This is a genomic window from Streptomyces sp. NPDC001594 (genome assembly GCF_042893675.1).
Taxonomy (GTDB): Bacteria; Actinomycetota; Actinomycetes; order Streptomycetales; family Streptomycetaceae; genus Streptomyces.
This window is the reverse complement of record NZ_JBIAVB010000024.1, coordinates 44,424-57,170: the sequence shown is the minus strand read 5'-3', so window position 1 is coordinate 57,170 and position 12,747 is coordinate 44,424. Positions and strand designations below refer to the sequence as shown.

Genomic DNA, 12,747 nt, shown 5'->3' with positions numbered 1-12,747 from the left:
CCGATCCTGCCGCACCTTGCTAACTATTGCAAGCGCTTGCTTGCAGGAGTATCCATCCGGCTCCGCCTCGAACCGGTGGTGCCGTGGACGTCGGCGAGTCCTATGAGCAGGCGGCCGCGCGGGAGCTGGTCGAAGAGCTGGGCGTGCGCGCGCTGCCGCGCCTGCTGTTCACGTTCGTCAACCGCGGCGGCCTGAGCCCGCACTGGCTCGGTGTGCACGAGGCCGTGGTGCCGGACGCCGTGGTCCCCGATCCCGGGGAGGTCGCCTGGCACGGCTGGCTGACCGAGGCGGAGCTGCGGGCGGCCCTGCCGCGGTGGCGTTTCACCCCGGACAGCCATGAGGCCTTCGGCCGGTACCTCGCGTTCCGGGCCGCGCAGCTCTGAAGCACCGGAAAAGTTTTTCGCGGGGCTGTCACATCCGTGCGCGGCGGCGGGTCAGAGGGGTGTCGGACGCGAGAGAGCGACGACGAAAGACAGACAGACAGACAGACAGACAGACCGCCCCGGAGGAACCCCGATGTCCACCACCGCCACCGTCATCACCCTCGTCGCCGCCTTCATGGCCGGCTTCTCCGGCATCTCGATCTTCCGCGGCGCCGCGTTCGTCACCGAGCCGCTCATCGAGTACGGCGTCCCGAAGGGGATGTGGACCTTCCTCGGTACCGCCAAGGTCGCCGGCGCTCTCGGCCTCCTCGCCGGCTTCGCCGTCCCCGCCGTCGGGATCGCCGCCGCGATCGGCCTGGTGCTCTACTTCACCGGCGCCGTCATCACCGTCCTGCGCGCCCGCTCCTACGCGCACGTCGCCTTCCCGATGATCTACGCCGCCCCCGCCGTCGCCGTCCTGGCCCTGGTCTGAGACCGGGGCCAGGACCGGGACGAGGAGCGGCGGGACCTCAGTCCTCCAGCGACGCCAGGTCCAGCGCGCCCAGGCGCTCCGGGTCCGACAGGACGTCGATCGCGACGATCCGCCCCTCCACGACCGTGAAGGCCATGACCGAAACGGCCCGGTCCTTGCGGACCACCACGACCCCCGCGGCGCCGTTGATCAGCGCCGGGCGGACGAACGGCACCAGCGAGCTGTACGTGACCGCCTGGCCCGCCACCGTCCGCGCACCCGTGAGCACCACGGTGAGCGCACCGCCCACCCCGCCGTCCGAACGCAGCACCACGTCCGGGTCGAGCACCGACAGCAGCGCCTCGAACTTCCCGTCCCGCGCCGCCGCGAAGAACGCGTCCACCGCCTCCCGCTGGCGCGCGAGGTCCTTGTCGGGAGCCGGGGCCTGGCCCTGCACCTTCCGGCGGGCCCGACTGGCCAGCTGACGGGTCGCCGCCGAGGTCTTCTCGACCAGCGGGGCGATCTCCTCGAACGGCACCGCGAACATGTCGTGCAGGACGAACGCCAACCGCTCCGCCGGCGACAGCGACTCCATCACCACCATCAGCGCCAGCCCCACCGAGTCGGCCAGCATCACCTCCTGCTCCGGGTCGATCCGGCGCTCGGAGCGGATCAGCGGATCCGGGATCCGCGTCTCCAGCCGCTCCATCGGATCCTCACGCCGCTGCTCGCGCGAGCGCAGCATGTTCAGGCAGATCCGCGAGATCACGGTGGTCAGCCACCCGCCGAGGTTCTCCACCCCGCTCACATCGGTGCGCTCCAGGCGCAGCCACGTCTCCTGGACGGCGTCGTCGGCCTCGGCCAGCGAGCCGAGCATCCGGTAGGACACCGCCTTCAGATGACCTCGGTACTGCTCGAAGCAGGCCGTCGGATCCGCCAGATCCGAAGAGTTCTCGTCCACCTGTCACATTCCTTCCTCGCTGCGGGTCAGAGCAGTAGACCGCACACCCCCTTGAAATCGAACGAGTTCAAGCCCGGGACGTCAACTTGCGCCCCATCGATCGGAGATGACCCAGATGACGGACACGACCGGATCCCCCCGCCCCCTCCTCGTCACCGGCGGCACCGGAACCCTCGGCAGCCTCGTCGTACCGATGCTGCGCGCGGCGGGTGTCCCCGTACGGATCCTCAGCCGCAGCTCCCGCCCCGCCGCCGACGGCGTCACCTTCGTACGCGGCGACCTGATCCGGGACGAGGGGCTGGACGCCGCCCTCGACGGCGTCGAAACGGTCCTGCACCTGGCCGGCGGCCCCAAGAACGACGACGTCGCCGCCCACAACCTGGTGCGCGCCGCGAAGGCCGCCGCGGTCCGGCACCTCGTCCTGATCTCCGTCATCGGCGCCGACACCGTCCCCCTCGGCTGGTTCCGGACCAAGCTCGAAGCGGAACGGGCCGTCTCCGGATCCGGACTCCCCTGGACCACCCTGCGCGCCGCCCAGTTCCACGAACTGGCCCTGACCGTCGCCGAGAAGCTCGCCAAGCTCCCCGTGGTCCCGGTCCCCGGCGGGGTGCGCTGGCAGCCCGTCGACTCCCGCGACGTCGCGGCCCGGCTCGTCGAACTGGCCCTCGGCAAGCCCGCCGGGCTGGTCGCCGACCTCGCCGGGCCCGACGTCCGCACCCTCGGCGACCTCAGCCGCGACTACCTGCGGGCCCGCGGCAAGCGGCGCCTGATGATGCCCGTCCGGATGCCCGGGAAGGCCGGCCGCGCCTACCGCGCCGGGGACAACCTCTCCCTCGACGGCGCGGTACTGGGCGAGCGCACCTGGGAGGCCTTCCTCGCCGAACGCCTCACCGACGAACGCCTCGCCTCCTAGGAGCCCGTACGCAGACCCTCCCGCACCGGCGCTCCGCCGATCACGACCGTCGCGTGCAGCTCCTCCGACGTGGCCGCCCGCACCGCGAGACCCCCCGCCGTCAGCGCCGACGCCGTCAGCGGCGCCTGCCGGGCGCTGGTCTCGATCAGCAGGTGGCCGCCCGGGGCCAGCCAGCGCAGGGCCTGCGCCGCGATCCGGCGGTGGACGTCCAGCCCGTCCTCGCCCCCGTCGAGGGAGACCAGCGGCTCGTGCACCCGCGCCTCCGGCGGCATCAACCCGATCTCCCCCGTCGGCACGTACGGGGCGTTGACCACCAGGACGTCCACCCGCCCGAGCAGCTCCGCCGGAAGCGCCCCGTACAGGTCGCCCTCCCAGACCGCTCCGCCGTACGGGGCCACGTTGCGCCGGGCGTACACCAGCGCGGCCGGGTCGATGTCGGCCGCGTGCAGCTCGACCCCGCCCGGCACCTGGGAGGCCACCGCGGCGCCGAGGGCGCCGACCCCGCAGCACAGGTCCAGGACCACGGCACCCGGCCGGGCCAGCGCCACCGCCTCCCCCGCGAGGAACTCACTGCGCCGGCGCGGTACGAAGGCGCCCGCGCCGACCTCCACGCGCAGCCCGCAGAACTCCGCCCAGCCGACGACGTGCTCCAGCGGCTCTCCCTGCGCCCGCCGGGCCACCAGACCCTCCAGCCGGCCGGCGTCGCCGGAGGCGGCAGCGGTCAGCAGCTCGGCCTCCTCCTCCGCGAAGACGCAGCCCGCCGCGCGCAGCCGCTCGACGATCGATGTCACGTGTCCCCTCCTCGGGTTCCGGTACGGCAAAAGGCGACGGCACGGATCAGAACATGCACGGGTCAGAACACATCCGGGCACCACGGCCGCCGGGCGGTGCGGAACACCGCGTCGGCCAGCGCGGTCGCCCCGGCCCGCACCTCCGTGACCCGCCCGAGCGCCGCCAGCCGCGCGGCGGACGCGTCGCCCAGGTAGAGGGCGCCCAGCTCGGACACGTCGAGCCGCAGGTCGGCCGGGGCCTCCGTACGGGCGCAGGTGCCGGCCGCCGCGTCCAGCCGGTAGCGGCCGTCCGCGAGCCCGGCGGCGTCCACGACCTCCAGGACCAGGACCCCGGGCACCGCGTACGTCCGCGCGGACAGGGCCCGTTCGACGTCGAGCAGGCGCAGCCACATGAAGTCCGCCGAGGTCACCGGCCGGGCGGCGCGCGGGTCGGGCAGCAGCAGCGGGAGGAGGTCGTCGGGGGCGCGGTAGCCGGTGCGGACCTTCAGCACCCAGTCGATGGAGCACAGGTACCGCCACAGGGCGCGCTCGGCGGCCGGGGTCACCGCGATCAGGTCCTTGACCTGGAGGGTGTTCAGCGGGCGCTTCTCGTCCGTCCAGGTCTGGTCGGCCGAGTACACCGCGAGGCCGGCCGGCTCGCCCGCCGCGTCCCGGTAGAGGGCGTGGAACTTGGGCTTGTAGGGCCGTTCCTGGGACGGCTCGATCCCGCAGGCGATGTCCCACCAGCGGGCGCTGCGGCCGACCGTGCCGTGCCCGGCCGCGCGGAGCCGCTCGTGGATACGGGGACCGGTCTCGCGGAGCTCGGAGGCGTCGATCAGGTCGATGCGGCCGCCGTCGCCGGGGACGGGGGCGCGGGGGTCGAGGCCGCTGCGGGCGACGTCGACCTCCCACTCGACGGCGCTGGTGGCGGGCCCGTACCCGTAGCGGCCGTAGATCGGGTACTCGGCGGCGATCAGGGTGGAGACGACGTCACCGCGCTCCTTGGCGGCCGTCAGCTCGGCCGCCATCAGCCGGGTCAGCAGGCCCCGGCGGCGGTGGGTTGCGGTCACGCTGACGTTGGTGACGGCGCTGGAGGGGACGACCGCGCCGCCCGGGACGGTCAGCTCCTGGGCGAAGGTGCGGAAGGTGGCCACGCAGCGGCCGGTGGCGGGGTCGAAGGCGCCCTGGGTGCGGGCGAGGTCCCAGTGCTTGCCGCGCAGCGCCACGTCGGACTCGGGAACCGGAGCGGGCATCAGGAAGCCCGTGTTCAGGGCCCGCATCCACTCGGGGAGTTCGGATTCGGCGATCGGCCGGATGTCAGCACTCATATCCGGTCACGCTAACGGCCGCACGGCGCCCGGTCGCCCGAATTTCCGCCCGGCCGCCCGGCCACACCCGCAGCCTTCGCCGCGGCCTTCGCCGCGGCCGCCACCGCGGCGGCCACCGCCGTCCGCTCCCGCCGCCGTTACGCCAGCAGGTCGTCGACCTGTGCCTCGCCCTCCCGGTAGCGCCGGGTGATCTCCGCGCTGGAGTCGTCCGCCGTCCGCTGGAGCTGCTGCCGGCGCCGCGAGACCTGCTGCTCGTAGCGCACCAGCCGGGCCATCGCCTCGTGGAGCTCGGCGTCCGTACGCGCGTCCAGGTCCGAAAGCTCCACGTCCGAGAGCATCTCGGCCGCCAGCAGCCGGTACTCCTCGTTGTGCGGGGTGCCGAGCGTGACGTGCCGGGCGGAGGCGCTGCGGCTCGACGGGGCGTCGGCGAGGATCTCCGAGAGCCGGTCCACCACCGGCGCCTCGGGGTCCGTCCGGCGGGCGAGCTCGGCGCGCAGGATGTCGATGCGGCCGTGCAGGAGCCTGCGGACGTAGCTGAGGTCGGCCTCGTCGCGCTGGGCGTCGCGGCGCAGGGCTCTCAGCTCGGGCAGCCCCAGCGCGGCGGCGGGGGTGGGCGGCCCCTCGGGGCCGCCGGTGCGCTGCGCGGGCGGCCGTACCTGGGGCGCGGACGCGGGCGCGTCGTCGGGTGATGCGGGTGCAGGTGCGGAGGTACCAGAGGTGTTCATCGTTTCGTGTCCGTCCCCTCGACCGGTGCGGGAGGCACCGCCTGCAGGCATGGTGCCACTCTCCGTGGTGCGGACGCAGTCCCACGCCACCCGATCGGCCCCGGACGGGTGCACGCCTGGTACACAGGTGGTATGCGAGCAGTGGTGCAGAGGGTGGACGGCGCGAGCGTCGTCGTGGCCGGCGAGACGGTCGGCGAGATCGTCGGCGAGGGGCTGTGCGTGCTGGTGGGGGTGACCCACGACGACACCCCGGAGAAGGCGGCGGTGCTGGCCCGCAAGCTGTGGTCGGTGCGGATCCTGGAGGCGGAGAAGTCCTGCAGCGACGTGGACGCGCCGCTGCTGGTGATCTCCCAGTTCACGCTCTACGGGGACGCCCGCAAGGGCCGCCGCCCCACCTGGAACGCGGCCGCGCCCGGGCCGGTGGCCGAGCCGCTGGTGGACGAGGTCGTGGCGCAGCTGCGGGCGCTGGGCGCGACGGTGGCGACGGGCCGGTTCGGCGCGGACATGCGGGTCTCGCTGACCAACCACGGCCCGTTCACCATCGTCATCGACGTGTAGGCGCGAGGGGCGCTACGGCGCCACCACGACCTCCTGCGCGGCCGGGGTGGTCCCGGCCAGCAGCGGGGCGTCCACCGGAACGTTCCGCTTGACCAGCGCGAGCGCGATCGGCCCGAGCTCGTAATGGCGCACGGCGGTGGTGACGAAGCCGAGCTGGCGGCCGTCCTCCCCGTCGGCGGCGAGCCGGACGGGCGTGCCGTGCGCCGGGAGCAGCACCTCGGAGCCGTCCAGGTGCAGGAAGACCAGGCGGCGCGGCGGCTTCCCCAGGTTGTGGACGCGGGCGACGGTCTCCTGGCCGCGGTAGCAGCCCTTCTGGAGGTGCACGGCGGTGCCGATGAGGCCGATCTCGTGCGGGATGGTGCGGTGGTCGGTCTCCAGGCCCAGGCGCGGGCGGTGCGCCTCGACGCGCAGGGCCTCGTAGGCGAGGAGCCCGGCGGCGGGGCCGTGGGCCGCGGCGAAGTCCTCCAGCCGCTCGCGCGGCAGGAACACGTCGCGCCCGTAGGCGGTCTCGCGGACCACGTGCTCCTTGTCGGTCTCGGCGATGGAGCCCGCCGGCAGGTGGACGACGGCGAAGTCGGCGGTGCGGTCGGCGACTTCGACGCGGTAGAAGAACTTCATCGACTCCAGGTAGGCGATCAGCGCCTCCTGCGTGCCCGGCTCGACGTGCGCCCAGGTGGTCTCGCCGTCGTCGACGAGGAGGAGCTGGTGCTCGATGTGCCCGTTGGCGGAGAGGATCAGCGCCTCGGTGGCCTGCCCGGGCGGGAGTTCCGTGACGTGCTGGGTGATCAGCAGGTGCAGCCAGGCGAGCCGGTCCTGGCCGGTGACGGTGACGACCCCGCGGTGGGAGAGGTCGACGAAGCCTCGGCCGTCGGCGAGGGCGCGCTGTTCGCCGTAGAGCTCTCCGTAGTGGGCGGCGACGCCCTCGTCACGGCCTTCGGCCGCTACGGCGCCGGGAAGATGGAGCAAGGGGCTGCTGGTCATGCCACCAAGCCTACGACCCCGTCGGCACGGCCCCAGGGCGCACCGGGGGCGCTACGCGTCGCCCTGGCCGGCGGCGGGTGTCTCGCGGCGGCGGGCGGCGCACTGCTCGCACAGCCCGAAGATGGCGAAGTGCTTCATGTCCGTCTCGAAGCCGAAGGTGGTGCGCAGTTTCGCCGTGAAGTCCGCGGCGATGTCGAGGTCGGCCTCGATCACCTCGGTGCAGTCGCGGCAGACGAGGTGGATGTGGTGGTGCCGGTCGGCGAGGTGGTAGGTGGGCGCCCCGTGCCCGAGGTGGGCGTGCGAGACGAGGCCGAGCTCCTCCAGGAGCTCCAGCGTGCGGTAGACGGTGGAGATGTTGACGCCGGAGGCCGTCTTGCGCACTTCGACGAGGATCTCGTCGGGGGTCGCGTGCTCCAGGGCGTCGACCGCTTCCAGCACGAGCTGGCGCTGCGGTGTCAGCCGGTATCCGCGCTGCCGCAGGTCGCTCTTCCAGTCGGTGGTCACCACCCGGCCAGTGTAAGCGCGCGAAGGGGACCACGGCCCTGCCGTGGTCCCCTTTCCTACGCGTGCGCGGGCTCGCGGCCGCGGGCTCAGCGGAAGAAGGCGATGCCGTCTTCCGGGAGCTCGGGGAGGTTGCGCGCCATGTCGGCGATCTCCTCCGGGGTGACGACCTTCTTCAGCTGCGCCGACATGTAGGGGCGCAGCTCGACCTCGGGGGTCGCCTTCTCCCCGACCCACATCAGGTCGCTCTTCACGTACCCGTACAGGCGCTTGCCGCCGCTGTACGGGCCGGAGGCGGCGGTGCGGGCCACCGCGTCGGTGACGAGGTCGATCTGCGGCTTCTGGTCGGCGAGCTCGCCGTACCAGACCTCGACCACGCCCTGGTCGCGGACCATGACGATCTCGACCTTGCGGTCCTTGTCGATGCGCCAGTAGCCCGACTCGGACTCCAGCGGGCGCACCTTGTTGCCCTCGGCGTCGAGCACCCAGGAGCGGGAGGTGTACTCCAGGAAGTCCCGGCCGTCGTGGCTGAAGACGACTTCCTGGCCGAAGTTGCACTTCTCCTCGCCGGGGAAGTCGAACACGCCGGCGCCTTCCCAGGTGCCGAGGAGGAAGGCGAGGGGGACAAGACCCGGGTTCAGGTCGGACGGGATCTGGATCATGGTTGGCTGCTCAGGCGATCTGTGGGAGGGGTTCCGGGGCGGTCGGCCGGTCGGCTGTTAGCGCTGACCCTGGTAGAGCTTCTTGACGGCGAGGCCGGTGAAGGCGAGGACGCCGACGCAGACCAGGACCAGCAGGGAGGTGAAGAAAGCCTCAAGCACGGGGTGCTCCTCGGAGGAATCGGTGCGGGTGGACGGGGCCGGTCCCCAAGCCTACTGGGCCGGGGACCGGCGCACCGTGTGAGGTGGGCCGAACCGGGCCCGCCGGGATCACTGGAGCAGTTGGTTCTGGAGGATCACCGCTTGGTGGAGGGGCACGGCGGCCGCCCCGCCCTTGCGGCTCTGGAGGATCACCGCCCGGATGTCGCCCGACTCGACGCAGCCGATCCTGGTCTGCTCGTCACCGAAGGGGACGGCCTCCTCCAGTGCCTTGAGGCCCTCGACGGCGGGCGAGACCTGCTCGACCTTGGCCTTGTTCCAGACCTCGTCCGTCACGACCTGCTTGACGCCGTTCAGCTCCATGTCGGCACCGCACCCCTTGAAGGTGTCCGCGAACCCCGACGCGTGGTAGCGCAGCAGGTAGACCCGGGTGCGGGTGCCGTCGGGGGTGGTCCAGCCGCGGCCCGCGATCTGGCGCAGGCCGTTGAGGTCGAACTGCGCCCGCAGCTTGTCGCGGGCCGACGGCTCGTACTCCTCCAGGAAGGTGTCCACGGTGACCGCCGAGTCCTTCTCCAGCTTCAGCCCGGCGTCCGGGGCGGAGCCCCGCGGCGCGGGCAGCAGGAGCTGGGTCAGGCCGGCGTAGTGGATGCCGTCCGGGTTGTCCGCGGCGAAGGGCAGCGGTGCGCCGGGCGGCGGGGTGGGCCGGACCAGGGCGGGGTAGGCCCAGCGGCCGTCGCCCTTGGTGGACAGGCCGGGGACGTCGGTGCGCTCGGCCCGGGCGATCCCGTACGCGGTCCCGGCGCCGGCGGCGCCGAAGACGAGGACGGCGGCGGTCCAGCGCAGGACGGCGCGCAGCGCCCGGCGGTCCCTGGGGGCGGCCGCTGCGGGGCCGGCGGCCCCGGTGTCCGGGGTCGCGGCCGCCTCAAGGGGCACGGCGGCGTCCGGGACGGCGGTGGTCTGCTCGGTCATACCGACTCCCCGGGGGACTTCAGGTGGTCCAGCTGCTTCTTGAAGACGGCGACGGCGTCGGACGTGGGGAAGTCGGTCTTGGGCCCGGAGGCCGTGAAGTCGACCATCACATCGCCCTGGACGGCCACGCAGGAGAGGGTGTCGATCCCGTCCTCCGTCTTGCGGCCCTCCCCGACCGAGACCGCCAGGGCGCACCTGGCGTCGGGGTACCCGTCGACCTTGGGCGCCTCACGGCCGTCGCCGCCCGATTCGAGCAGCTTGCGGCCGACCTGCGAGAAGGAGTCCAGGGCCTTGGGGTCGGCCTGCATCAGCTGGATCGCCACCAGCAGCTTCCCGGTGTCGTTCGAGAAGGTGCGGCCTGCCACCCCCTTGAGCTTGAGCTGGGCGAGCATCTCGTCGCGCTTCTTGCGTTCCGAGGTCGACAGACCCGTGCGGGCCTCCTTGAAGACCTCGACCGCGTGTTCTCCCGAGATGACGTAGTCGTTGCCGTTGACGTCGTTGTCGGGTCCGAGCCGGTAGCCGGGCGGCATCGGGAGCAGCTTGGCGGACAGCGCGTTGCGCGGGACGACGTCCGGCACCGGCCGGTTCGGCAGCGACGCGCCGTCCGGGACCCAGTAGGCGGTGGGCGCGCTGCGGTCGGCGCCGGCGAGGGCGGACGAGGCCCATGTCCAGCCGCCCACGAGGGCGGCGACCACGACACCGGCCGCGACGAGGGCGCCCGTCCTGCGGCGCCGGACGGCGGGCACGGCGGCCTCCTGCGAGGGCGTCCCGGAGGACGCCCCTTCCTCGACGGGGGCGCCGGACGACGCGGGCTCCTGCGCCGTGGTGTCGGTGTCCTTCTGCGGCTCGGTCACAGTCGCTCCCACTGGCGCTTGGCCACCTCGGCGATGTCGCTCTCCGCGATCGCGCCGCCGCGGCGGTCGTAATAGAACACCCACATGGCGATGTCGCCCCGGCGGGCGACGGCCCTGGCCTCGCGCCCCGGGCCGCCGCGGTCCGTGGTCTTCGAGTGCACCCAGAGGTGCCCGGCGTCCGAGGGGACACCCGGAATGGCCGCCCCGTCGTTGCCCGCCATCCGGGCCGCCTCGTCGGAGCCCTCCTGCCAGCCGCCCCAGCCGTCCGCGCCCTTGAAGTCCCGGAACTGGAGCAGCTGCACCTCGACATAGACGTCGCCCTGCTCCCAGGACCTCGTGGCGACGCGCCGGAAGCCGATGTCGAGGAGGTGGCGGAAGCCGGGCCCCGGCGTGTCGAAGCCCGTCACGAAGGTGTCGAGGGTGTCGTAGCCGTCGAACTCGACCTTCGCCCCGGCCGGCGCGTCGGCCAGCAGCTTCGTGAGGTCGTCGTCCGTCTTGTGCCAGCGGTTGGCGTTGACCGACTTGATCGTCGTGGCGTCGTTCGGTGCCTGCGCCTTCGGCGTGGCCATCTGCTGCTGGGCCAGCGGCGGCAGCGGCGTCGGCTTGCGGCCGTACTGGATCGCGTAGCCCGTGACCGTGCCGGCGAGGGCGCCGAGGACGAGGGCGGCGGCGATCAGGGCGGTCGTGCGGCCGCGGCGGCGCGGAGCGCGCGGTGGCGGCTGTTCGTGTTCCAAAGGGGTCCCCCCACAGACCTGGAGGCGCGGGAGCGTTCGCCCGCGCGCATCCAAGACACCATGGGCCCCAGGGACGTTGTACGCATCCTTATTACGCTTTTATCTCGAACGCGTTCAATCCTCGGGCGGGCGCCGCTTCCCGTCCAGTTCGTCCCACCACTCGTCGGACTTCGGATCCCCCGACGGGTCGTCCCACCAGCGGTCGTCCGGCCCGCGCCGGTTCGCGACCATCGCCGCGACCGGCGGGATGAGCATCGCGACCACGCACAGCGCCACCGCGGCCGGTACCGAGAAGAGGCGCACGAAGGACCAGGCGGAGACGAACAGGAACAGGCATCCGCCCATGAGCAGGAAGTAGGCGCGCCGACGCCGGGCGTACATACCTCCAGCGTAGGACCGGCCCCCGCGAACACAAGGGTGCGGACGGCGCGAAGGGCCGCACCCCTTTCCAGTGGCGTCCAACCCCCTGGGGTGCGGCCCTTCGGCCGGTACAGCGGTGCGGTTCGCGTCAGACCGCGATGGCGACGTCCGTCACGCCGCCGGCCTCGGCGACCACGACGGCGCGGTCGGCCTGGCCGCCGGGCACCAGCGCCCGCAGCGTCCACGAGCCGGTGGCCGCGTAGAAGCGGAACTGGCCGGTCGCGGAGGTCGGGACCTCGGCGGTGAACTCGCCGGTCGAGTCCAGCAGCCGCACGTAACCGCTGACGGGCTCGCCGTCCTTGGTCACCTGGCCCTGGATCGCGGTCTCACCGGGCTTGAGCGTCGCGAGGTCGGGCCCGCCGATCTGTGCTCCACACATGTTCTCTGTCCTGTCCTGGAGGGGTTCTGCCGCTGCGCGTGCGGGGGTTACTTGTTGGGGCCGAGCTCGATCGGCACGCCGACGAGCGAGCCGTACTCGGTCCAGGAGCCGTCGTAGTTCTTGACGTTCTCCTGGCCCAGGAGCTCGTGCAGCACGAACCACGTGAGCGCGGAGCGCTCACCGATGCGGCAGTAGGCGATGGTGTCCTTCGCGAGGTCGACCTGCTCGGCCTCGTAGAGGGCGGTCAGTTCCTCGTCGGACTTGAAGGTGCCGTCGTCGTTGGCGTTCTTCGACCACGGGATGTTGCGGGCGCTCGGCACGTGGCCGGGGCGCTGCGACTGCTCCTGCGGGAGGTGCGCCGGGGCGAGCAGCTTGCCGGAGAACTCGTCGGGCGAGCGGACGTCGACCAGGTTCAGGGAGCCGATCGCGGCGACGACGTCGTCGCGGAAGGCGCGGATGGAGGTGTCCTGGGGCTTGGCCTTGTACTGGGTGGCCGGGCGGTTCGGGACGTCCTTGCCGTCGACCAGGTCGCGGGAGTCGAGTTCCCACTTCTTGCGGCCGCCGTCGAGGAGGCGGACGTCCTGGTGGCCGTAGAGCTTGAAGTACCAGTAGGCGTAGGACGCGAACCAGTTGTTGTTGCCGCCGTAGAGGACGACGGTGTCGTCGTTGGAGATGCCCTTGGCGGACAGGAGCTTCTCGAAGCCCTCCTGGTCCACGAAGTCACGGCGGACCGGGTCCTGGAGGTCCTGCTTCCAGTCGATCCGGACGGCGTTCGTGATGTGGTTCTTGTCGTACGCGGACGTGTCCTCGTCCACCTCGACGATCACGACGTTGGCGTCGTTCAGGTGGGCCTCGACCCAGTCGGCGTCTACGAGGACGTCGCTGCGGCTCATGGTGATCTCCTCCGGGGCAGTGTGCGGCGGGGCTGTGCGTGCTGCGGTGGGGCTTGGTGTTGCGGTGCGTGCGTGCGCCGTTCCGGGTGTCGCTCCTCGGCCCTGCGCG

General features: G+C 72.6%; 16 protein-coding genes and 1 pseudogene. 4 read left to right on the top strand and 13 right to left on the bottom strand.

Annotated features, from left to right (window positions below; all coding sequences use genetic code 11):
* Positions 1-74: 74 nt before the first annotated feature.
* Positions 75-383, top strand: a pseudogene (locus tag ACFY0O_RS34660) (NUDIX domain-containing protein); the annotation flags it as partial.
* A 133-nt stretch (positions 384-516) separates the two neighbouring features.
* Entirely contained in the window at positions 517-855 is a 339-nt protein-coding gene (locus ACFY0O_RS34655) for a DoxX family protein (RefSeq protein ID WP_388954349.1), read from the top strand.
* Positions 856-892: 37 nt separating this feature from the next.
* Here the strand turns inward: ACFY0O_RS34655 and ACFY0O_RS34650 are convergent, their stop codons facing one another.
* Positions 893-1,795: a sigma-70 family RNA polymerase sigma factor gene (locus tag ACFY0O_RS34650; protein ID WP_388954346.1), complete on the bottom strand. Its 903-nt coding sequence runs from the start codon at positions 1,793-1,795 to the stop codon at positions 893-895.
* Positions 1,796-1,910: 115 nt separating this feature from the next.
* On the opposite strand from ACFY0O_RS34650, the gene ACFY0O_RS34645 reads away from it, so the two are divergent.
* A complete protein-coding gene (locus ACFY0O_RS34645) occupies positions 1,911-2,708 on the top strand; it encodes an SDR family oxidoreductase (RefSeq protein ID WP_388954431.1) in 798 nt (265 codons plus the stop codon).
* On the opposite strand, the gene ACFY0O_RS34640 is transcribed toward ACFY0O_RS34645, so the two are convergent.
* The 3 genes from ACFY0O_RS34640 to ACFY0O_RS34630 all read right to left on the bottom strand — a co-directional run bounded on the left by ACFY0O_RS34640 (position 2,705) and on the right by ACFY0O_RS34630 (position 5,531).
* Positions 2,705-3,499 (bottom strand): putative protein N(5)-glutamine methyltransferase, encoded by a 795-nt coding sequence (locus tag ACFY0O_RS34640; RefSeq protein ID WP_388954343.1) that lies wholly within the window; start codon positions 3,497-3,499, stop codon positions 2,705-2,707. The genes ACFY0O_RS34645 and ACFY0O_RS34640 overlap by 4 nt on opposite strands.
* A gap of 62 nt (positions 3,500-3,561) precedes the next feature.
* Positions 3,562-4,806: a GNAT family N-acetyltransferase gene (locus ACFY0O_RS34635; RefSeq protein ID WP_388954340.1), complete on the bottom strand. Its 1,245-nt coding sequence runs from the start codon at positions 4,804-4,806 to the stop codon at positions 3,562-3,564.
* Positions 4,807-4,943: 137 nt separating this feature from the next.
* Positions 4,944-5,531 (bottom strand): AmfC protein, encoded by a 588-nt coding sequence (locus ACFY0O_RS34630; RefSeq protein WP_388954337.1) that lies wholly within the window; start codon positions 5,529-5,531, stop codon positions 4,944-4,946.
* Between the two features lie 132 nt (positions 5,532-5,663).
* Between ACFY0O_RS34630 and dtd the strand changes: the two genes are divergently transcribed.
* A complete protein-coding gene (gene dtd / locus ACFY0O_RS34625; RefSeq protein WP_042801357.1) occupies positions 5,664-6,089 on the top strand; it encodes a D-aminoacyl-tRNA deacylase in 426 nt (141 codons plus the stop codon).
* 12 nt (positions 6,090-6,101) lie between these two features.
* On the opposite strand, the gene ACFY0O_RS34620 is transcribed toward dtd, so the two are convergent.
* The 9 genes from ACFY0O_RS34620 to ACFY0O_RS34580 form a co-directional block, all read right to left on the bottom strand.
* A complete protein-coding gene (locus ACFY0O_RS34620; protein WP_388954334.1) occupies positions 6,102-7,070 on the bottom strand; it encodes a YgfZ/GcvT domain-containing protein in 969 nt (322 codons plus the stop codon).
* A gap of 51 nt (positions 7,071-7,121) precedes the next feature.
* Positions 7,122-7,577, bottom strand: a complete 456-nt coding sequence (locus ACFY0O_RS34615; protein WP_358895778.1) for a Fur family transcriptional regulator — start codon at positions 7,575-7,577, stop codon at positions 7,122-7,124.
* 83 nt (positions 7,578-7,660) lie between these two features.
* Complete coding sequence (locus tag ACFY0O_RS34610) at positions 7,661-8,233, bottom strand: FABP family protein (protein ID WP_355968363.1); 573 nt, start codon at positions 8,231-8,233, stop codon at positions 7,661-7,663.
* Positions 8,234-8,500: 267 nt separating this feature from the next.
* Positions 8,501-9,358, bottom strand: coding sequence for a hypothetical protein (locus ACFY0O_RS34605; protein ID WP_388954330.1), 858 nt, complete (start codon positions 9,356-9,358; stop codon positions 8,501-8,503).
* Complete coding sequence (locus ACFY0O_RS34600; RefSeq protein WP_388954327.1) at positions 9,355-10,212, bottom strand: hypothetical protein; 858 nt, start codon at positions 10,210-10,212, stop codon at positions 9,355-9,357. Before ACFY0O_RS34600 ends, ACFY0O_RS34605 begins: the two co-directional genes overlap by 4 nt.
* Positions 10,209-10,946 carry a hypothetical protein gene (locus tag ACFY0O_RS34595; protein WP_358895782.1) on the bottom strand — a complete coding sequence of 246 codons (738 nt, stop codon included), beginning with the start codon at positions 10,944-10,946 and terminating at the stop codon, positions 10,209-10,211. Before ACFY0O_RS34595 ends, ACFY0O_RS34600 begins: the two co-directional genes overlap by 4 nt.
* A 114-nt stretch (positions 10,947-11,060) precedes the next feature.
* The gene (locus ACFY0O_RS34590) at positions 11,061-11,327 is read right to left on the bottom strand and encodes a DUF3099 domain-containing protein (protein ID WP_358895783.1); all 267 of its coding nucleotides are present in this window, start codon (positions 11,325-11,327) and stop codon (positions 11,061-11,063) included.
* A gap of 127 nt (positions 11,328-11,454) precedes the next feature.
* Complete coding sequence (locus tag ACFY0O_RS34585) at positions 11,455-11,745, bottom strand: DUF1416 domain-containing protein (RefSeq protein ID WP_045950396.1); 291 nt, start codon at positions 11,743-11,745, stop codon at positions 11,455-11,457.
* Between the two features lie 47 nt (positions 11,746-11,792).
* Entirely contained in the window at positions 11,793-12,638 is an 846-nt protein-coding gene (locus ACFY0O_RS34580; RefSeq protein WP_358895784.1) for a sulfurtransferase, read from the bottom strand.
* Positions 12,639-12,747: the final 109 nt, after the last annotated feature.